This is a genomic window from Paraflavitalea sp. CAU 1676 (genome assembly GCF_029223285.1).
Taxonomy (GTDB): Bacteria; Bacteroidota; Bacteroidia; order Chitinophagales; family Chitinophagaceae; genus Paraflavitalea.
Map to the genome: position 1 here is coordinate 949631 of NZ_JARHUJ010000002.1, position 20913 is coordinate 970543.

Consider the following 20913-nt stretch of genomic DNA (forward strand, 5'->3'; position numbering starts at 1 on the left):
AGTGGGCAAAATTGGGCATTCTTTTCTTAGGTTAGAATGTATACTTTAGATATTGTAATTGGCTTTTATATAGTCAATTGATCTTTCCCTGCTGAACGTAATTCTATTCTTTCGTAATTACACCCCCTTACCCGCGCCGGAAAAATCTAATTTCCACTGCGGTATTCAATATCCATTGACAGAATAATTCTTCGATGCCTGCATGTTAAGGCGAAGTCCGATTGGGGGCCTTATGATTTAATTCAATTTGCTGTTTTTTTCTTGACTCTGTACAGCCTGTAACTGAGATCGGCGCAGCCTTTACCTGGCGATCCTTATTCGCAGGAACGGAACCCTCGTGCATATTTCGTTGCTGTCAATAAGCCACTTAAACAACTATCATGAAGATAACGCTACTAATTTTGTTGCCTGTCGTTCTGCTTGCCATCTCCTGTTCCAACACGAAAAAGACTGCTTACTTCCTGAATCAGGGTAACGCCGAAATGATATCTACAATACAGGCACCCAGGCAGTTGATTGAGATCAACGATGTGCTCAGTATCACCGTCACCAGTTTAAGTAGCCAGGCGGCCAATGCGTTCAATATGCCCAATACATCGGGCACTGCTTCCTTTATTGCACCTACCTATGGCGGCGGGGCGCAGCAGGCCGGCGGTTACATGGTGGGGCCGGATGGCCATATCAAGTTCCCGGTATTGGGAAAAGTGAAAGTTTTGGACCTTACCACCGGCGAACTGGAAGATGTACTCACCCGGTTGTTGCTGGAAAAACAACTGCTGCTGGAACCAAGCGTTACCGTACGCAACCTGAACTTCAAAGTGACCGTACTCGGTGAAGTGGCCCGCCCCAATGTGATCTCCGTTCCCAATGCCAAAATTTCCTTACTCGAAGCGATTGGTATGGCCGGCGACCTTACGATATACGGCCGGCGGGACAACGTACTACTCATCCGGGAGGAAAAAGGAAAGAAGTTAACGGTACGGATCAATTTGAACTCCACGGAGTTGTTCAGCTCACCCTATTATTACCTTAAAGCCGGCGACGTTTTGTATATAGAGCCCAACAATGCACGGGTAACGAGCGCCAGTAAGAGCAATTTGCTGCTACCCGTTATTTTCAGTGCCCTGTCTTTTACCATTATCGCATTAGACATCCTTACAAGAAACTAATATGGGAATGCAAGTAAACTCTGACAATGGTCTTAGTAATAAGAACGGGTTGGACTTCTACCAACTGTGGCTCAGGTACGTTGTGTACTGGCCCTGGTTCCTGGTACTTTTTCTGCTGGCCGTTGGCGGCGCCTGGCTCTACCTGCACTATGCTACACCTATCTATGCCGCCACCGCCAGGGTGCTGATCAAAGACGAATCGAAGGGGGCCGAAGATTCTAAAGAGATCGAGTTCCTGAAGATCGCCAACTCGAAAAAGCTGATCGAGAATGAAAGCGAGGTCCTGGGTTCCAAATCGCTGCTGCAAAACGTAGTATTGCAGCTGGGCCTCTATGCCCCTGTTTATACGGAGGGGCAATTCAGGGATGCTTCCGCTTATACCACTTCCCCCATCCGCATAGAGGTGAAAGAGCCCGAAGCATTGACCGAAACGGATAAGATCGCCTTTACCTACGACAAAGGCAGGAAGACGGTCAATATCGGGGAAACCCGGTATCCGCTTGGGCAATGGGTGGCGCTGCAAAACGACACCGTCCGCTTCCTCACCAACGAAAAATACGACGGCACGCCCGGTACTGATTATTATTTCACCCTGGTACATCCCACGAATATTGGCTGGTTCTTCAAAGAAAACCTGGAGGTGTTACCCACCAGCAAAGTATCCACCATTTTACAATTGACCCTCGAAGATGAAGTGGCCCAAAGGGCCGAAGATGTATTGAACGGATTGATGACGGCTTACAACGAAGCAGCCCTGCAGGATAAGAACGTGATGGCCCGCAACACCCTGGCCTTCGTGGAAGACCGGCTGAAGCATGTGGAGCAGGACCTCAGCAGCGTTGAATCGCAGATCGAAAACTACAAAACGAATACCGGGTCTATCGATATTGGCACACAGGGAGGTTTGTTTTTAAAGAATGTAAGCGATAATGACCAGAAGATCGGCGAGATCAACATGCAGCTGGCTGTGCTGGACCAGATAGAAGCCTATGTACTGGCTAAAAACAACCGGGCCAGCATTGTGCCCTCCACGGTGGGCATCAACGATCCCATCCTCTCGAACCTGTTGAACCTCTTATATAACGCAGAGCTGGAGTATGAAAAACTGAAGAATACGGAAGGGGCCAATTCACCCTCCCTAACCTCTCTCACCAACCAGATCGCCAAGATAAGGCCGGGCATCCTGGAGAATATAGAAAGTCACCGGAAAACGCTGGCCGCCACCAGAACTAACGTGCAATCCACCAACCAAACGTATTCCTCTGCCATACGCACGATCCCCGAAAAAGAAAAGAAACTGATCGACATCAACCGGAAACGGAATATCGTAAGCGGTATCTATACTTTTCTGCTGCAGAAAAGAGAAGACCTTGCCCTCTCGTACGCCGCCTCCATTCCGAATATTACGGTGGTAGATAAGGCAGAAGCCTCCGACTACCCGGTGGCTCCCAAACGTAAAAAGGTTTACCTGTTTGCCTTCGTGATCCCCTTCATACTCGGCATTGGCGCTGTGACCATGAAGGAAACCTTCACCGGTAAGGTCCTCTTCAGGCAGGAGATTGAAACGGCTACCGTATATCCTGTCATCGGTGAGATCGTGCACAACCGGTCCAAAAAGCCGATCGTGGTAGGTAAGAACGAACGTACTTTCATTGCCGAACAGTTCCGGCAGCTGCGGGTGGCCATTTCGGTGAACAATAAATACAATCCCCGCAAAAAGATACTGGTCACCTCCTCGATCCCTTCAGAAGGCAAAAGCTTCGTGGCATTGAACCTCGCCCTCAGCTTTGCGCTTACCGACAAAAAGATCGTATTGATGGAACTGGACATCAACCATCCCAATATCAGCAACAAGCTCGATATACCCCATAGTCCGGGACTGGCCGATTACCTGCAGGGTACGGTAGGGCCGGAGAAGATCATCCGCCAGTCGGCTCTGTTCGACAACCTCTTCGTGATCCCTGCCGGCGAACTCTCGGAGAACAGCTTTTCGGAATTGCTGGAGAATGGCCGCATCCAGCGACTGCTTGATTACCTGGGCGATCTGTTCGACTGTGTTATCATCGATGCCGCCCCGGTCAATTCGATTACCGATGCCTATATTTTGTCGCCGGGCTGTGACCTGACCTTGTATGTCGTGCGCCACAAGTATACCCAGAAATTATTCCTCGCCAGATTGGATCAAAATAGCCACCTGAAAGACGTGGCCATCGTGTTCAATGATATCCATTCCCGTGGTTTCGGGAAGCACCATTTTGGTTATGGCTATGGTTATGGATACAGTTACCGTACCGCATCTAAGTGACCCTTTAAATACTATCCATCATGAATTATGAGAAGCATTGGCTGGCGGTGTACACCCGGCCGCGTTGGGAGAAGAAAGTGATCAAATTGCTCAGCAACAAACACGTCGAGAATTATTGTCCGCTGAACCGGGTGGTGCGGAAATGGGCCGACCGGAAAAAGGTCGTCCTGGAGCCTTTGATCACTTCTTACGTCTTTGTGCATGCCAGTGAACCGGAGTATGTCGGCATCAAGGAAACGGATGGGATCCTCAATTTCGTACACTGGCTTGGTAAACCCGCTATCATCAAGAACTCGGAAATTGAAACCTTGCAAAAGTTCCTGCTCGATCACACCACCGTTAGCCTCGAGAAGATCGAGGTGAATGTGAACGATGAGGTGAAGATCATCCAGGGACCGCTGCTGGCGCAGGAGGGAAAGGTGGTAGAGGTTCAGTACAATTATGTAAAAGTGATGCTCCCTTCCCTGGGCTATTCGCTGAGCGCCCAGGTGCATAAGTCGCATATCGAGAAAGTACCCCTGCGCGAACAATACGAAGACAGGCGCTACGCTCCCTTATTTCAATTCGCGGGTGAATGAAGGTGGCCTATATTACCCACTACGACTCGGGGGATGTGAGGAACTGGTCGGGCCTGGGGTATTACATAGCGCATAGTCTTGAACAGCAGGGTATCGAGCTGATCAGGATCGACTGTTCGGTAAAATTTCCGTTGCTGCAGCGGATCAAACGGCGATGGACGAAAACTTTCCGTCGCCGCATCCGGCAGCTCGAACGGGAACCCCGCCACCTGAAACGGGTGGCTGCGCGGATCAGCGATCAGTTGCGCGGGCTGGACTATGACCTGATCTTTTCGCCCGGCTCGCTGCCCGTGAGCTATCTGCAGACCACCAAACCCATTGCATTCTTCACGGATGCCACCTACGATTGCATGGTCCGGCAATTGGGCGGACCTACAGCACTTGCCCGCTACAGCATGGTACAGGGTCACCAGGCAGAACGGATGGCCATCCAAAAAGCCTCCCTGATCTTTTACACCTCCGAATGGGCCACCCAGAATGCGATCTCCGTGTATGCCGCCGATCCGGGCAAGATTATGCCCCTCTATTTTGGGCCCAACCTCCCGGTGTATATCTCCGAAGGAAGTATCGAAAGGACACTCACGGCCAGGCGCGAAAGAAAGACAAAGTCTTTCCTGCTGATGGGGATAGACTGGCACCGGAAAGGAGCAGGGATCGCGATCGAAGTGGTACGCAGGCTCAACAACCAGGGCATCGCTGCCCGGCTCACCATCGTGGGTTGTGCGGTACCGGCCGGGGTGGTGCTGCCAGACTTCGTTACCCACTATCCCTTCGTGTCGAAAAACAACGAGCAGGGGATCGCCTTACTACAGGAGCTGTTTACCCGGGCCGACTTCTTCATCCTGCCGACCCAGGCAGATTATACGCCGGTTGTTTTTTCTGAGGCCGCCTCTTATGGACTGCCCGTCATAACGACCAATGTGGGCGGTTGTGCTTCGGTGGTATTGGATGGTGTGACCGGTTTTTGTGTGGCCAGGGAGAATTTTGTGGAAGCAGCGGTAGAGAAGATCCATTGGCTTTGCCGAAACCAGGCCATCTACGAATATTTTTGCCTGGACGCCTTCTATCATCATAAACGCACCCTGAATTGGGAGGTAACGGGGAGGAAGGTAGCGACAGCTTTGCGCCAACTGGTCAGCAAACACCCTTCGTCTCCACTTTCTGTTGCCTGATATCCATAAACAACACTAATGATCGGACTACTTTGCCTGGTGCTCGCCCTTTACTTTTTTGCCGGTCCCAGGCGGTATCTTTCGATATGGTTGCTCTTCTTCCTGGCAACCGCCGGGTTTCAAATGATCCCGGTAAACTGGATCGTACTGCCCAAAGCGGGCGTTTCAAAAGCCTACGACTGGGTGCTGGTGTTTACGGCCATCGCCTTTTTCTTTCAGCCACGATACTTCCTGCAGTCGCCCGTGTGGCGGCATTTCAGGCCTTATTTGGTCTTTGGTCTATTGCTGGTCGTATTATTTTGTTACAGTATTTTTATCCGGGATATAGAGATCGGGGTAACGGTGCGGGTGTTCAGGAACTTCATCATCTTTATCGTGCTCTTCCTGTTCGTGTTGCTGGAATTGCCTGAGTTCCGGAAGATCTTCCGGGGGATCGTGTACGCAACATCGCTGGCATCGCTGGTCTATTGCCTGCAGCCTTTATTGCACACCGGTTTGTTGAACAGGATCACTTCCGACCTGCCGGAAACAGCGGCACTTGGCGCCACGAGGTTCTACAACGTACCTGTGTTCGTTTACCCGGTGGTCTTTTTCCTGTTCTATTCCAGACATGTTTTCTCTATACCCTTTAGCAGATTGTTATTGTGCATCAACCTGCTGGCCATCGTGCTCACCCAGCACCGCAACCTGCTCCTGGCGATTGCCCTCTGTTATTTTCTACACCTCTTTCTACAAAACAGAATGAAGCTTCAACATTCGCTGATCTACGGGCTGCTGGGCATCGGAATCTTCCTGGGCGCCGATGCAATCATGGACAAGCGGCTTTCGAAAGGCGTTGAAAATATCTCCACGCTCTCGCTCAATACAGAAGACGTAAGGTTCAACCAGGTAGCGCTCAGCGACCTGAGCACCACCCGGTTCAGGCACCTGATACTCGCTGAACGCTTCCAATATATCATGGCCAGTGAAACCAGGGCTACATTTGGCATCGGGCTGATGACAGACGATTCCAAAAAAGCAAAACCACTACAGTTCTATATCGGCATCCCGGACGACGACGGTAATATTTCACAGATCGCCAATATCGACATTGCCTGGGCCTCTCTGCTATTACAATTGGGGCTACCCGGTACGCTGCTCTTTTGCTGCCTGCATCTTTTTCTGCTGTACAGGTTCTGGCCCTGGAGAGGTGATGCCGTGCTACAGGTGGGCATCCTGTACATCGTGAGTCTGTTGATCACCTCGCTGTACGGAAGTACGATCTCGATGCCTTATACGACCTGCCTGCTGATGTTGTTTGCCGCTTACTATTACCAGCTTACCCAGGAACCTACCGCTAAGAAAAGTATATGAACTCCATTAAAATCTCGATCATCACTTCTTTATACCGCTGCAGCGAATTCCTGGAACAATACCTTTTTCATGTATCCAGGATCACCAACCTGGCAGAATGTGAAGTGATCCTGGTACACAACGACCCCACCACCGAAGAACTGGCCATCCTTGACAACTGCGTCGATAAGCCTATTCACCTGGTACACCTCCGGGTGCCCCGCGAAGGATTGTATACCTCCTGGAACAGGGCTATCCAGGTGGCCAGGGGAAAATATCTCGCCATCTGGAATGTAGATGATATCAGGACTCCCGACTCGCTGGCCGCTCAACGGGATGCATTGGACAACAGCGATGGTGTGATGTGTTATGGTGACTTCTTTGGTACGCGGCGGTATGGCATTTTTCCCGACAAACTGTACCAATACCAACCTTATGCACAAAGCCGCAAAGAAGCACTAAAAAGGCATATAATCGGTTGTTTTCCCATGTGGCGAAAAGACCTGCATGATACCGTAGGTTATTTCGATGAACAGTTCCGGTTGGTAAGCGACTACGAATTCCAGTTGCGGGTGGCGTCGGGCTATCCACTGGTCAAAGCGGATGCGCTGCTGGGATATTACCTCGAGTATGTTGGCCACAAGCTCAGCAGCAACCGGAAATTGCAGCAAAAGGAACGGACAGCTGTGGAACTGCGTTACCGCCAATACGACCGGTTGCTGATCCATGTGCTGCCATTCATTTCCACCTACCGGATCAACAGCATCCGGAATTTCGGCCAATGGATCGATATCACTGCCATCATACCGGGGTTGCGCAGACTGAAATTGCCGGAGATGCTTTCCCTGCTGCGTATGCCTTTTGCCTATACCTGGTGGTTTGTAAAAAGGAGTGCAAATGCCGTACATCACCGCCTCACGCAGTAAGGCGCCCCTGGCCGGGTTAAACTGTTCATGGACATGATCACCATCGTAATCCCCACCTACAACAGGGCCCTGGAATTGAAACGGTGCCTGGAAAGCATCCTTCCGCAAAGTTATGCAGGGTTGAAGGTGATCGTTGTAGATGATGCTTCTACCGACGCTACTCCCCAGCTGCTGGCTACGATGCAACGGGACCATGCAATCCTCCAGGTGATCCGCAACGAAAAGAATGCAGGCGTCAATTATTCCAGGAACCGGGGCATTGAACAGGCTTCCACCCCGTATATCCTGTTCCTCGACAGCGATGAACAATTGTTGCCGGGCGGTTTGCTCGAGATCATGGTAACCCTTCAGGCCAACCCGCACTGCCGTTTTTTTCTCTTTCTGCAGGCCGACCGCTGGAAGGCCTTCAGCAACAGCAACGCCATGAGGTCCGTTAGCTACCAGGACTGGATCTGCGAAACCATCAGCGGCGATTTCATCCACGTTGTAGACACTGCCGTCATGAAGAAATACCGCTTCTTCGAACAGTTCAGGATGTTTGAATACCTTAATTGGCTCCGCATCAAAAAAGAAACAGCGCCGCAATTGCTGAAGCCGGTGGTGGTGGCCGAACGGGAAACCGCCCGCCCCGATAGTTTAACGGTGAGCGCGCGGCTCAACAACCCCCGCGCCATCCAGGCCCAGTTTGAATCGAGGCAACTGTATTATACCCTGTACCATGATGATCTGCAACGTTACTACCAGCGCTCGCTGCGCTACCCTTTGCTGAAAACTGTTTTACTGGGGGTAGCCTGCAACCGGAAAGCCGAATGCAGAAGGCTCATCAGCAATGCCGGGAAGCTGCCTGTACGCCTGGCGGGCAGGTTGCTCACACTGCTACCCGCCACCTGGGTGCGAAAATCGATACTCCGTTATGCGGCCTTCAAATAACCCTGCAGCCTTGAAAAAGATCGTACACCTGAATTTTTCGCTGACGTCCGGGGGATCGGAAAACCTGCTGATAGACATCGCCAATGAACAGGCTCAATTCGCCAGCGTAACCATCATCATCATAAACAACAGGTACCAGGAAAACCTGTTGAACAGGATCGACCGGGAAGTGCGCGTTCATACCCTCAACAGGCAGGAAGGCAACAAGCGGTCGATCCTTTTCCTGATCAGGCTATGGGCGCTGCTGTTACGGATACAGCCCACAGTGATCCACTGCCATCACCACGCGCTCATCCGGTTATTACCGGGCTTCCGGCAAAAGGCCGTACTGACGGCCCACTGCCTCGGCATAGCCACCGCGCATTTGAAAAAGTACAAGCAGGTATATTCCATTTCGGGCGCCGTTGCCCAGGATATCCGGCAGCGGTGTGGCATCGTAGCCCCGGTGGTACCCAACGGTATCCATTTTATTCAGGTGACCCAAAAACAGGATTACACGATAGACCGGAACAGAACGGTAAGGATCGTACAGGTGGGAAGACTGGTGCATTTAATAAAAGGGCAGGACCTGTTGTTGCAGGCGCTTCAACAGGTTGTAGCAGACAAACGCTACCAGCATACGACGGTGGAATTTATCGGCACGGGCCCCTCGCAAGACTATCTCGAAGCAATGGTTCATACATTATCTCTGGAAGGGCATGTCCATTTTCCCGGCGAGCGATCGCGCCACTGGATCTACCAGCACCTTGGGTCTTACGACCTGCTGGTGCAGCCTTCGCGCTCGGAAGGATTCGGACTCACCATTCTCGAGGGCATCGCAGCCGGGCTTCCCGTCATCGCTTCCAACCACGCCGGCCCGCGGGAGATACTGCAGGATATGCCTGGCTGTTATTTGTTCGAACCCGGCGATGTGGCTGCACTGTCGGCCTCGATCCGTAACCTGATCGACCATATACGCGAAAACGATGTGCAATCTAAATGCGAAACTTCCCGCACACTGGCTGGCCGGCAATATTCGATCCGCAACACCGCCAAAGAGTACCTAAGACATTATGCCATGGATCTTTAACTGAGTAAACCCCTTCACCATGATACCCCGTTCCGTAGCCAAACACGTATTGCTGATAGGACCCGATCATAAAGACCACCGGGGTGGGATAGGGGCCGTGATCGGTAACCACAAGGATCAGTATGAAGTGTTCAATTTCATTCCCAGCTTCAAACCGTACAAAAACAACTTGAGCAAATCGCTGTATTTCATCCGTCAGTTTATCAGGATCAGCATTCAACTAACCATGAACCGCGATATCCGTATTGTACACATCCATTCTTCGAAAGGGGGCAGCCTGTACCGGAAACTGCTGGTGGCCTGCCTGGCCAAATTCATCTTCCGCAAAAAGACCATCAACCATATCCACACCGGCAACCTGGAGCGGTTTTATGATGGCAGCCGGCCGCTGGGCAAAAAGCTCATTCGATATTTTCTCCGCCTGAACGACGCCACCATTACAGTTTCGGATTCATTGAAGGATTATTGCGAAAGGGTTTTCCAGCTGCGATCCGTGTATAAGATCAATAATATGGTAAGCTTCTTTGCCAACTATCCAACCGGCGTAACCATCGATAAGAAAGACCGGGTAAACCTTCTTTACCTGGGGTTGATAGACAAACATAAAGGGATCTTCGACCTGCTCACTGTGCTCGCGGAAAACAAAACCCTCCTGGCAGGAAAGGTGAAATTGTTTGTGGGCGGTAATGGCCAGGTAGCCCGGCTGCAGGAGATCATCGCAACCTACCACCTGGAAGGGCTTGCAGAATATGCAGGCTGGGTAACGGGCGCGCGGAAACATCAATTGCTGGAAACTGCCGACGTGTTTGTATTGCCGTCTTATTATGAAGGCATCCCCATGGCTATCCTGGAAGCCATGAGCTATGCAAAACCGGTGATCGCCACGCGGGTAGGGGGCATTCCCGAACTGGTGCAGCAGGACATCAACGGTTATCTCATCACGCCCGGCGATCATCCGGCCTTGCTGGAAGCGCTGATGTGCTATGTAAATGATCGGTCGACCATTGGCCGACACGGCGCCTGCTCGGCCGGTATGGCTAAAAATTATGGCCCTGAAAAGATCATGCCTCAACTGGCAGCTATATACACCACTTTATTATGAACACCTGGTATTTACAAAGGCTACGGTCCATGAACTGGCGCGAGCTGGTGTACAGGGCAGAACAGTGGGTACAGTCCCAATCGCTCAAAAAGGAAATGGGTACCCGGCATCCGGCATTAACCTGTATCAGCATCCCGAGTATACTGCCCTCTTTGCGGTACCGTCCTGTTATCGATCCTGCTTTCGATGTGCTGGGCGTTCCCATCGACCCTGCCGCGATCGATAACTGGTCGTATGATGTGCTCACGAAGAAAACATTCCCGTCCCTGTATGCCAAAGAGATCAACATCAGGACCGATGAGCATGGCAGCGCCAAACATGTATGGGAAATGAACCGCATGCTGTTTTTGCCGCGCCTGGCGTTGCAATACCGGCAAACCGGCGATGTTCAGTACATCACGGTGATCATGCGCCTGATCAGCAGCTGGACAGTCCAGAACCCGTACCTCACCGGCATCAACTGGTACAGCAATATCGAGGTCAATATCCGCCTCATCAACTGGTTCCTTACCTGGGAGATACTGCAACTGGAGGCCTTACAGGAAAGAGAACCTTTCGTGCACGAATTTGTGCAGGACATCTGGATACCGTCCATCTACCAGCATTGTAAATTTTCTCATAGTCACCCCTCCCTGCATTCATCGGCCAACAATCACCTTATTGCAGAATATGCAGGCCTGTTCATTGCTTCGGCCAAGTGGTATTTTCCCGGCAGCAGCGAAGCGTGGCATTTGCAGGCCCGGCTGGGACTCGAGCAGGAGATACAGCGCCAGCATTCGGCCAATGGCGTCAATAAAGAAGAAGCGGCAGAATACATCCAGTTCATCACCGACTTCCTGTTGTTATCGATGGTGGTGGGTGACCGCATCTTAAAACCTTTCTCTGCCCAATACAAGAACACCTTCAGCAATATCCTGCATTATATCCGGGAGCTGCTCACCATCAACGGGCAATTTCCCAAATACGGCGATGAAGACGACGGACGTGTGTTTGCCCTCAATACGGCACTGCACGATAACAACTTCCAATCTCTGCTCGAATCGGGCGCCATCTATTTCACCGACCCCATGCTGGCCACAGGCGCTACGGAACCGGATCAAAAGAACCGGCTGCTCTTTGGCGAAGCCGCCGTGCATACGCTGGTAGCCCTGGAACCAGCCGGAAACCGTCGCGGCAGCAAATTCTACCCGGAGGAAGGTCATTTCATCTTCAGAAAACAGGACGAGGATGGCCGGGAGATCTACTGCCACTTCGATGCAGCGCCTCTGGGCTACCTGTCGATAGCCGCTCACGGGCACGCCGATGCGCTCTCCTTCGTATTGTACGTGGATGGCCAGCCTGTGTTCGTGGACCCCGGCACTTATTGCTACCATACCAATGCCGAATGGCGTCGCTATTTTGTAAGCACCAGGGCCCACAACACGATCTGCATCAATGGCCTGGATCAGGCACATTTCGTTGGCCCCACGCTCTGGCTCAACCATTACCGAACTACCGTGCAGGACTACCAGCTATCTGACGACTACGATTTTGTGGTGGCCCGCCACAACGGGTATAAGAAGGCCCATGTATTACATACCCGCAAGCTGGAATTCGATAAACCAGCCAACCGGATCCTCATCACAGACCATATCACCAATACCACCGGCAGGAACGGCACCCTGGAAATGCCTTTCCACCTGCATCCCGGCACCCGCTATTCGATAGAAGGTTGCCAGGCTACGCTGACAACCGGCGGCCGGAACATCGTGGTGAAACTCGATGACCAGTTGCAATGGACCGTAGTGGAAGCTCAATCCGACCCCTTCCTGGGATGGTATTCGGAATCATTTTACCGCAAAACACCGGCTCCCGTGTTCATGGGCACCCTGCACATGAACCAATCGCTGGTATTGAAAACAGAATTATTGATCAGCTAACTCATAAATCATACTGTATGAACATCAGCGTATTCGGATTGGGCTATGTAGGTTGCGTGAGCGTAGGCTGCCTGGCTAAAAATGGTCACAACGTGATCGGGGTCGATGTAAGCGAGATCAAGGTGAAACAGATCAACAGTGGTCTGGCCACGATCATCGAGAAAGACATCGATATCATCATCCAGGAAGAACATTCCCGCAAAAAGATCGTCGCCACCACCGACTATGCATCGGCCATCCTGAAAACGGATGTTTCGATCGTAGCGGTTGGCACGCCCACCGGGCTGAACGGACACCTGAACCTTTCTTACATTTTTGATGTAGCCGATCACTTTGGCAAAGTGATCAAAAAGAAAAAGACCTTCCATGTCATCGCCATCCGCTCTACGGTGTTGCCGGGCACTGCGGAAAAGTTTGCCAGGATCATCGAACACAGCTCCGGCAAAAAGAACAATACCGACTTCGCCGTGGTATCGAATCCTGAATTCCTGCGCGAGGGAACGGCCGTGTATGACTATTACCATCCCCCCATTACCCTCATCGGGGCATCGAACAGCAAGGCGGCCGATATCATCGTGTCCTTGTACAGTCAGTTGCCGGGCGAGGTGATCGTAACGGATATCCAGGTGGCCGAGATCATGAAATATGTGAACAACTCTTTCCACGCACTTAAGATCGCCTTTGCCAATGAAGTGGGTAATATCTGCAGCGCCATGAAGATCGATTCGCATAAGGTGATGGAGATCTTTTGCACCGACCACGAACTAAACATTTCCAGCTGTTACCTGAAACCCGGGTTTGCCTACGGCGGCTCCTGCCTGCCCAAGGACCTGAAAGGACTGCAGACCCTGGCCCATGACCTGTATGTGCGCGTGCCCGTGATAGAGAGCATCGACAAAACGAATGAACTGCAGATCGCCCGCGCGATCGAGCTGATCCAGAACACCGGAAAACGGCGGATCGCTTTTCTGGGTATCAGTTTTAAGCCGGGCACCGACGACCTGCGCAGCTCGCCCGCCGTTACCATTGCCGAAGCGCTGATCGGCAAGGGATACGATGTAAAGATCTACGATAAAAATGTGAATCTATCCAAACTGAACGGGGCCAACCGCGAGTACATCGATATCCATATTCCCCATTTATCCAAACTGATGGTGAACCAGCTCGGTGAACTGATCGATGATGTAGATGTGATCATCGTCTCGAACCGGGAAGCAGAATACGTGGATGTGCTGCTGGAAACAGAATCCTCGGCCATCATCATCGATATGGTCCGGTTGCCGGATCCTATCCGGCTCAGAAGGAATTATGTAGGCATCAACTGGTAAATCCCCCAACATGCTCAATGGTAAACATATACTCATTATAGTGGAAAATCTGCCGGTTCCTTTCGACAGAAGGGTATGGCAGGAGGCGAGCACCCTGACCGAACAGGGCGCCCGGGTGTCGGTGATCTGCCCCAAGATGAAAGGATACACCCGTTCCTTCGAATGTATCGACGGCATCGATATCTACCGGCATCCGCTGCCCTGGGAAGCTTCGGGTGCATTGGGTTACCTGCTGGAGTATTCTACGGCCTTGTTCTGGGAGTTCCTCCTATGCTGGAAGATCTATTTCAAGAAACGTTTTCACGTAATACAGGGCTGTAACCCGCCCGACCTGATCTTCCTGGTGGCGCTGTTCTTTAAACCGCTGGGCGTAAAGTATATTTTCGACCACCATGATGTAAACCCGGAGCTCTTCATGGCGAAATACGGAAGGAAGGGTTTGTTGTACAAGGCACTGCTGCTGATGGAGCGGTGGACCTTTGCGGCGGCCGATTACAGCATCGCCACCAATGAATCGTACAAAGAGATCGCCATCCGCCGCGGAAAAATGCCGGCGCACAAAGTGGCCATCGTGAGGAGCGGTCCACGGCTCGACCGCCTGAAACTCACTGCCGGCCATCCTCAATACAAGCGCGGGCGTTCTTTCCTCGTAGGATATATCGGCGTTATAGGCGCCCAGGAGGGGTTGGATCTCCTGCTCGACTCCGTGGCTAAGATCGTTGCCCAACGCCAGGATATCCAGTTTGCCATCATCGGCGATGGTACCGAGCTGGAAAAGATCAAACAACTGTCAACGGCGCAGCAACTTGACGGGTTCATTGATTTTTATGGGCGGGTAAACGACGACACCATGGTCGACATTCTCAATACAGCCGACGTATGCGTGAATCCCGACAGGCCTACGGAGATGAACAACCTGTCTACCATGAACAAGATCATGGAGTATATGGCCCTGCAAAAACCCATTGTACAATATGACCTCAAGGAGGGCCGGTTCTCGGCCGGTGAGGCATCCTTATATGCTACTGATACCAGCGACTTTGCCGATAAGATCACCTGGCTGCTCGACCATCCGGAGGAGCGGGCAAGGAGGGGAGCGTTTGGTTATGACAAAGTGATCCATGAATTATCCTGGGATTTTGAAAGCCGTAAACTGGTGAGCTTTTACGGCCGGATACTGTCCAGCAAAAAGATGTTCCTGAAAGAAGGGGGCATACATAGCAATCCTGTATGAACACATATTTCAGAAAATTGATCAGGGCCTGCGTAGTGTTCCTGGACCTGCTTTCGCTGAACGCATCGCTGGTCTTGAGCGAATTGCTGTTCAGAACCATTTCGGCCACAGCAACAACGGCATACGTGTATTTCTGGGTATGGATGAACATCAGCTGGCTACTGGTAACCTGGATATGCAGTGTATACCATGAAAAACATATTTTCTCTTTCGAATCACTGTCGCGGCTCACGATGCGGGCGTACTTCTACTGGCTGGTGCTGGTGCTGGTATACCTGTTCTTCGCCCGGCAGTTTGAGCTTTCCCGACTGTATATTGCCGGCGCCCTGATCATCTTCGGGGTACTGTTGCTGCTGAACCGTTTCCTGCTGCTGATCCTATGGTCTTATTTCAAGCACCATCCTTTTATGGAACGCAAAGTGATGATCATCGGGTACAACAACATGGCCAAGAAACTGGCCTCCTACCTCGAGGAGGGCATGAATACCGAGATCGTAGGTTTTTGTGAAGAAGCTGAAAATGTAAATGAGCTGTCCAACTATCCGATCCTGGACTCGGTCAGCAATTCAATCGTGGCTTCGCGGCAGCACCAGGTTACGGAGATCTATTCCACCATTGCCCCCGAACACAATGCAGGCATCTACCGGCTGATGCAGGATGCGGACCAGGCCTGTATCCATTTCCGCATCATTCCCGACCTGAGCTATTTCGTAAAACGTACCGTGCACATCAATTACCTCAAGGATATACCGGTGCTTTCGTTGCGGCAGGAACCGCTGAGCGATGAAGGGAACCGGCTCCGGAAAAGATGTTTCGATATTGTCATCAGCTTACTGGTTACCATCTTTTTGCTTTCCTGGATGGTGCCCCTGCTGGGCATGCTCATCTGCCTCGAATCGGGCGGGCCCATATTCTTCAAACAACCGCGTACCGGCAGGAACAAAAAATCCTTCAACTGCCTCAAGTTCCGCAGCATGAGGGAAAACAAAGATGCGCACCTGAAATCGGCCACGGTCGATGACAACCGTTTCACCCGCATTGGCCGGTTCATGCGCCGGCACAACCTCGACGAATTTCCTCAATTCATCAATGTATTGAAAGGGGATATGAGTGTGGTGGGTCCACGCCCGCATATGCTGAAACATACCGATGATTTCTCGAGGCTGATCGACAAATACATGGTGCGCCAATTCCTGAAACCCGGTATTACGGGCTGGGCGCAAGTACATGGCTACCGCGGCGAGATCAGGACCGTGGAACAGATCCGGGAACGGGTAGACTATGATATCTGGTATATGGAGAACTGGGGATTGTGGCTCGATGTGCGGATCATGTTCATGACTGTTCTCCATATGTTCACCGGCGACAAGAATGCTTTCTGATTTTATCAACTATCAAATGCACGGCTGTTTATGAGCGATCGTATTCCACTATCACCTCCCGTCATCGAGCCCCTGCAGGCTGCCGCGTCCAGGCCGTTGTGGTCGGTGATGATACCCGCCTACAATTGCATCACTTACCTGCGCCAAACCATGGAAAGCGTGCTGCGGCAGGATCCGGGACGGGAGAAAATGCAGATTGAAGTGGTTGATGACGGTAGCACCGATGGCGACGTGGAGGCCCTGGTGCAGGAAGTAGGAAAGGGCCGTATCGGATTCTTCAGGCAGGAAAAGAACCGGGGCAGCCTGCGCAATTTCGAGACCTGCCTCAACCGATCGAAAGGTTACCTGGTGCATCTTTTACATGGAGACGACCTGGTGCTGGACGGTTTTTACACGGAAATGGAAAAGATGTTTCACCAGTTTCCGCAGATCGGCGCTGGGTTCACCAGGTACCGGTATATCGACCACGCGGGTACGATGACACTTCCCGGACCCGTGCTACTGGAACAGCCAGGCATCATTAAAGATTTCCTGTCACAGATTGCCCAAAAGCAAATGGTACAGGCAGTAGCGATGGTTGTAAAAAGGGAAGTATATGAACAGCTGGGAAGTTTTTTTGCGGTTCATTATGGCGAAGACTGGGAAATGTGGATCCGCATCGCGGCCCATTACGAAGTAGCCTATTCGCCGGCCTGCCTGGCGGTGTACAGGGGCGGCCAGGGGCATGCAGCCAGCATCACCAGCAGTTTCCTGAGTACGGGCCAGAATATCCGCGACATCACCAAAGTGATCGACATCGTACAAAGCTACCTGCCCCGTGAAAAAAGAAGGGTATTGAAGAAACTGGCCAGGATGAACTTCTCCCGGCATTATGCCAAGGCCTCGCACAACATCTATCACTACAACCCGAAGGCTGCCTTCGTGCAGGCCAACGGAGCACTGAAGATGAATCAGAACATCAAAACTGTTTACTGGGTGGTGAAACTATACCTGCTTCATTGCCGCAAACTCATATCAACTTTCAATTACTCACTATGGCAGACGAAATAAAATGGGAATGGGAGATCAACAAACGAACCACCTGGCTGGGTGCCAGCCTGCGCGAATTATACCAATTCAAGGACCTGCTGTTCCGCCTCGTGCGCAAAGACTTTCTCTCTTCTTACCAGCAAACCCTGCTGGGCCCTTTCTGGGTGCTGTTGCAGCCCATACTGACGGTACTGACCTCCGTACTGATCTTTTCAAAGATCATCGGTGTATCTACCGATGGGGTGCCTCCACTATTGTATTACCTGGCAGGCATTACTTTATGGAATTTGTTCTCTGAGATATTCTTAGCCACGGCGGTGACGTTTACGCAAAACGCGCAGGTCTTCAGCAAGGTGTATTTCCCCCGCATCATAGTTCCGTTATCGGTAGTGATGCTGAGCGGTTTGCGGTTCCTGATCCAGTTGTTGTTGCTCTTCATCGCGCTGATGTATTATTATTTCACGGGCGACATTTCGTTGCCGGGCAGTATCATATTGCTGGCCATTCCGGTGGTGATCGCTACGGCCGGCATCGGCCTGGGCGCCGGACTGATCTTTTCCATCTTCACGGCCAAGTACCGCGATTTCCTGGGCCTGCTGCAGATCATCCTGCGTTTGCTGATGTTCGTGTGCCCCATCTTCTATCCCATGTCCATTGTTCCGCAAAAACTAAAATGGATCATGAGCCTCAACCCGCTTTCCACCCAGTTCGAGTTGTTCCGGTACGCCGTGCTGGGCAAGGGACTCTTCACCACCGGAGAGGTGCTGTACAGTATGTCGTTTATGGTAATACTGGTGGCAGGCGGTCTTTTATTATTCAATAAGATCGGCGACAAACTGATCGACGTCGTTTAACCCAACACTTTTCTATATGTCAGACACCATGATCCAAATCGACAACATCTCTAAATTATACCGGCTCGGTACCATCGGCTCTGGTTCGCTGCGGCGCGACCTGCACCAGTGGTGGAAAAGCCGGGTCATTAAGAAAGATGATCCATTTTTTAAGCCCGGTCAATCAGCGGATAATATCAGTGCAGAGGGCAATTACCTGTGGGCCTTGCGCAACATAAGTTTCGAGATCAAAGAAGGGGAGGTATGCGGTATTGTGGGCAAGAACGGCGCCGGCAAATCGACCCTCCTGAAAGTATTATCGCGCATTACACGCCCTACCGAAGGCCGGGTGCGGGGCCGTGGCAAGATCAGCAGCCTGCTGGAGATCGGCACCGGCTTCCATTCCGAACTTACCGGCCGTGAGAATATTTTTATCAGCGGTTCGATGCTGGGCATGAAGAAAGCCGAGATCCGGAAAAACTTCGATGAGATCGTTGAGTTCTCGGGCATCTCTCAATTCCTGGACACACCGGTTAAACGATACTCCTCGGGTATGTATGTGCGCCTGGCTTTCGGCGTGGCGGCACACCTCGATCCCGATATCCTCATCATCGATGAAGTACTGGCGGTGGGGGATGCAGAATTTCAAAAGAAATGCATGGGGAAGATGAAAGATGTTTCGAGCCAGAAAGGACGCACCATCATTTTCGTGAGCCACAACATGCAGGCCATCAACAACCTTTGTACGCGCGCCATCTGGCTGCAAAAAGGAACGATAGGTTGCAGCGGCGACACGCAAACCGTGGTGAACAAATACCTGGGCGCCTTTCAAAAGAAATTGTGGAAGGAAGAATGGAAGCCCAACGAGCAGGCGCCCGGTAATGAGTGGATCAAGATGTTGTCGGTAGAGCTGATCCCGCAATTGCCCGACCCCACGGCACCCATCGATATCCGCACGCCATTAACCGTTCGCTTCCGTTTTCAGAATTTCAACGACCAGATCAATCTCTCTACCAACCTCGTATTGTTTTCTTTAACCGGCGAATGCATTTTCGATGTGCCTTCTGCCTCGGCCGACTTCGACAAGGGCATCATTGAAGGCGAATGCATCATTCCCGGTAAGTTCCTCAACGATGGGGCCTATTATTTTTCGCTCTTCTTTTTGAAGGATTCGTCGAGGGCCATCTTCGAATACGAGGAATGCCTTCACTTCGATGTGGAAGATTACCGGGAAAACATCAACTGGTACGATAAGTGGGTAGGCTCTGTGCGGCCGCATTTCCCCTTTGCGCTGAAAGAATACAGGAATGGTGTTTACAATAAAGTGGTATGAAGAAAGTAATTCCCTATATCATCGGCCATATTCAACTGGAAGAATTACCTGGCGGTGAGGCATTTGCCATAGCGCCGGGACAGGCCTACTTTTTCTCCTGCTGGTGGCGGCAGGTGCCCCTGGGACAATTCTTCATAGAACAGGAAGAGGTGTTTGACGCGCAGGTGCTGGAGAAAAAGATCTTCGATGCCATTGAGCCGGCCCTCCGCTGGTATTGTGCTGCAGCAGGCCTTGCACCAACTGACTATCGCTCTCTGCTTCTTCAAAAACGATACACTGATTTTGCCATGCTTTTGGATACCACGCTCGCCGCCTATGCTGCTGTTGCGGCAGACACGGTGGATGTGTCGGTCATTATCTGTACCCGGAACAGGCCCGATGACCTGCAACGTTGTTTGCAATCGCTGGCCACACAAACCTGTCAACCACGGGAGATCATTGTAGTAGACAATGCACCTTCGGACGATAGTACCCGGCTGTTGGTGGAGCAATACCCGGCTATCCGCTATTACAAAGAGCCAAGAGGCGGTCTGAGCATTGCCCGCAATGCCGGCCTCCGGATCGCCACCAGCCAGCTCGTAGCCTTCACCGATGACGATGTATCCTTACACCCGTTGTGGCTATACCATGTAGCGGAAACGTTCAGAAAACCCGGCGTCTATGCCATGACAGGGTTGGTGCTGCCGGCCGCTCTCGATACGGAAAGCCAGCAATTGTTTGAAAAGGAGTGGAGCTTCAACAATGGATATTGCGACCGGAGTTATGACAGCGCCTATTTCAGAGGCAGCCTGGCCAAAGGGCCCAAGGTATGGGAGATCGGGGCAGGCGCCAACATGGCCTTCAGAAGAGGGGTATTTGATACAGCCGGCTTTTTCGACGAACGGCTGGGCGCGGGCGCAGCCGGCTGCAGCGAAGATTCGGAAATGTGGTACCGGATACTGGCCGCTGGCCTGGAGATCCGATACAATCCGCGGGCTGTGGTATACCACGAACACCGGAAAGAATTGACGGCGCTCTTCCGCCAGCTCTTCAGTTATATGCGCGGCCATACCGCTGCGGCCCTCATTCAGCAGCAACAGATACAGGAAGCCGGCTATCGCCGTTACCTGTACCACAAGCTCACGAAGAGCTACCTGCCGCTGTTGGTCAAAAATGTCTTCCGCCATCCCTTCCGTTACAAAATGCTGCAGATACAGGTGCGGGGCATCTTCTCCGGCGTGCTTTTCTATATGCGAAACAGGAACAAACCACCGCAAACAAATCTTACCTGAT

General features: G+C 51.7%; 17 protein-coding genes. All 17 read left to right on the top strand.

What is annotated here, in order from left to right; genetic code table 11:
* Positions 1-380: 380 nt before the first annotated feature.
* The 17 genes from P2H89_RS08435 to P2H89_RS08515 are packed head-to-tail and all read left to right on the top strand — an operon-like array spanning position 381 to position 20912.
* Complete coding sequence (locus tag P2H89_RS08435; protein ID WP_275826201.1) at positions 381-1169, top strand: polysaccharide biosynthesis/export family protein; 789 nt, start codon at positions 381-383, stop codon at positions 1167-1169.
* Between the two features lie 7 nt (positions 1170-1176).
* Positions 1177-3474: a polysaccharide biosynthesis tyrosine autokinase gene (locus tag P2H89_RS08440; RefSeq protein ID WP_275826202.1), complete on the top strand. Its 2298-nt coding sequence runs from the start codon at positions 1177-1179 to the stop codon at positions 3472-3474.
* 20 nt (positions 3475-3494) lie between these two features.
* Positions 3495-4052: a UpxY family transcription antiterminator gene (locus P2H89_RS08445; protein ID WP_275826203.1), complete on the top strand. Its 558-nt coding sequence runs from the start codon at positions 3495-3497 to the stop codon at positions 4050-4052.
* Positions 4049-5224 carry a glycosyltransferase family 4 protein gene (locus tag P2H89_RS08450; RefSeq protein ID WP_275826204.1) on the top strand — a complete coding sequence of 392 codons (1176 nt, stop codon included), beginning with the start codon at positions 4049-4051 and terminating at the stop codon, positions 5222-5224. Before P2H89_RS08445 ends, P2H89_RS08450 begins: the two co-directional genes overlap by 4 nt.
* A gap of 18 nt (positions 5225-5242) precedes the next feature.
* Entirely contained in the window at positions 5243-6577 is a 1335-nt protein-coding gene (locus tag P2H89_RS08455) for a hypothetical protein (protein WP_275826206.1), read from the top strand.
* Positions 6574-7482 carry a glycosyltransferase gene (locus P2H89_RS08460; RefSeq protein ID WP_275826207.1) on the top strand — a complete coding sequence of 303 codons (909 nt, stop codon included), beginning with the start codon at positions 6574-6576 and terminating at the stop codon, positions 7480-7482. The genes P2H89_RS08455 and P2H89_RS08460 overlap by 4 nt, the downstream gene beginning before the upstream one ends.
* Before the next feature lie 33 nt (positions 7483-7515).
* Positions 7516-8412 carry a glycosyltransferase family 2 protein gene (locus P2H89_RS08465; protein ID WP_275826208.1) on the top strand — a complete coding sequence of 299 codons (897 nt, stop codon included), beginning with the start codon at positions 7516-7518 and terminating at the stop codon, positions 8410-8412.
* Between the two features lie 10 nt (positions 8413-8422).
* On the top strand, positions 8423-9481 hold the full coding sequence (locus P2H89_RS08470; protein WP_275826209.1) for a glycosyltransferase: 1059 nt from the start codon (positions 8423-8425) through the stop codon (positions 9479-9481).
* 19 nt (positions 9482-9500) lie between these two features.
* Positions 9501-10583 (top strand): glycosyltransferase family 4 protein, encoded by a 1083-nt coding sequence (locus tag P2H89_RS08475; protein ID WP_275826211.1) that lies wholly within the window; start codon positions 9501-9503, stop codon positions 10581-10583.
* On the top strand, positions 10580-12502 hold the full coding sequence (locus tag P2H89_RS08480) for an alginate lyase family protein (protein ID WP_275826212.1): 1923 nt from the start codon (positions 10580-10582) through the stop codon (positions 12500-12502). Before P2H89_RS08475 ends, P2H89_RS08480 begins: the two co-directional genes overlap by 4 nt.
* Positions 12503-12519: 17 nt before the next feature.
* Positions 12520-13830 (top strand): nucleotide sugar dehydrogenase, encoded by a 1311-nt coding sequence (locus tag P2H89_RS08485; RefSeq protein ID WP_275826213.1) that lies wholly within the window; start codon positions 12520-12522, stop codon positions 13828-13830.
* A 10-nt stretch (positions 13831-13840) separates the two neighbouring features.
* Entirely contained in the window at positions 13841-15064 is a 1224-nt protein-coding gene (locus P2H89_RS08490; protein WP_275826214.1) for a glycosyltransferase family 4 protein, read from the top strand.
* Positions 15061-16446, top strand: coding sequence for an undecaprenyl-phosphate glucose phosphotransferase (locus P2H89_RS08495; RefSeq protein ID WP_275826215.1), 1386 nt, complete (start codon positions 15061-15063; stop codon positions 16444-16446). Before P2H89_RS08490 ends, P2H89_RS08495 begins: the two co-directional genes overlap by 4 nt.
* Before the next feature lie 30 nt (positions 16447-16476).
* Positions 16477-17496: a glycosyltransferase gene (locus P2H89_RS08500; RefSeq protein ID WP_275826216.1), complete on the top strand. Its 1020-nt coding sequence runs from the start codon at positions 16477-16479 to the stop codon at positions 17494-17496.
* Entirely contained in the window at positions 17481-18329 is an 849-nt protein-coding gene (locus P2H89_RS08505) for an ABC transporter permease (protein WP_275826217.1), read from the top strand. The genes P2H89_RS08500 and P2H89_RS08505 overlap by 16 nt, the downstream gene beginning before the upstream one ends.
* Before the next feature lie 16 nt (positions 18330-18345).
* A complete protein-coding gene (locus P2H89_RS08510; RefSeq protein ID WP_275826218.1) occupies positions 18346-19641 on the top strand; it encodes an ABC transporter ATP-binding protein in 1296 nt (431 codons plus the stop codon).
* Complete coding sequence (locus P2H89_RS08515) at positions 19638-20912, top strand: glycosyltransferase (protein ID WP_275826219.1); 1275 nt, start codon at positions 19638-19640, stop codon at positions 20910-20912. Before P2H89_RS08510 ends, P2H89_RS08515 begins: the two co-directional genes overlap by 4 nt.
* Position 20913 lies beyond the last annotated feature (1 nt).

Excerpts from the sequence above, each read along its gene's own strand:
- P2H89_RS08495 (WP_275826215.1), top strand. The coding sequence starts at position 15,061 with ATGAACACATATTTCAGAAAATTGATCAGGGCCTGCGTAGTGTTCCTG.
- P2H89_RS08485 (WP_275826213.1), top strand. The coding sequence starts at position 12,520 with ATGAACATCAGCGTATTCGGATTGGGCTATGTAGGTTGCGTGAGCGTA.
- P2H89_RS08490 (WP_275826214.1), top strand. The coding sequence starts at position 13,841 with ATGCTCAATGGTAAACATATACTCATTATAGTGGAAAATCTGCCGGTT.
- P2H89_RS08460 (WP_275826207.1), top strand. The coding sequence starts at position 6,574 with ATGAACTCCATTAAAATCTCGATCATCACTTCTTTATACCGCTGCAGC.
- P2H89_RS08500 (WP_275826216.1), top strand. The coding sequence starts at position 16,477 with ATGAGCGATCGTATTCCACTATCACCTCCCGTCATCGAGCCCCTGCAG.
- P2H89_RS08475 (WP_275826211.1), top strand. The coding sequence starts at position 9,501 with ATGATACCCCGTTCCGTAGCCAAACACGTATTGCTGATAGGACCCGAT.
- P2H89_RS08445 (WP_275826203.1), top strand. The coding sequence starts at position 3,495 with ATGAATTATGAGAAGCATTGGCTGGCGGTGTACACCCGGCCGCGTTGG.
- P2H89_RS08440 (WP_275826202.1), top strand. The coding sequence starts at position 1,177 with ATGCAAGTAAACTCTGACAATGGTCTTAGTAATAAGAACGGGTTGGAC.
- P2H89_RS08450 (WP_275826204.1), top strand. The coding sequence starts at position 4,049 with ATGAAGGTGGCCTATATTACCCACTACGACTCGGGGGATGTGAGGAAC.
- P2H89_RS08455 (WP_275826206.1), top strand. The coding sequence starts at position 5,243 with ATGATCGGACTACTTTGCCTGGTGCTCGCCCTTTACTTTTTTGCCGGT.
- P2H89_RS08435 (WP_275826201.1), top strand. The coding sequence starts at position 381 with ATGAAGATAACGCTACTAATTTTGTTGCCTGTCGTTCTGCTTGCCATC.
- P2H89_RS08505 (WP_275826217.1), top strand. The coding sequence starts at position 17,481 with ATGGCAGACGAAATAAAATGGGAATGGGAGATCAACAAACGAACCACC.
- P2H89_RS08465 (WP_275826208.1), top strand. The coding sequence starts at position 7,516 with ATGATCACCATCGTAATCCCCACCTACAACAGGGCCCTGGAATTGAAA.
- P2H89_RS08480 (WP_275826212.1), top strand. The coding sequence starts at position 10,580 with ATGAACACCTGGTATTTACAAAGGCTACGGTCCATGAACTGGCGCGAG.
- P2H89_RS08515 (WP_275826219.1), top strand. The coding sequence starts at position 19,638 with ATGAAGAAAGTAATTCCCTATATCATCGGCCATATTCAACTGGAAGAA.
- P2H89_RS08510 (WP_275826218.1), top strand. The coding sequence starts at position 18,346 with ATGTCAGACACCATGATCCAAATCGACAACATCTCTAAATTATACCGG.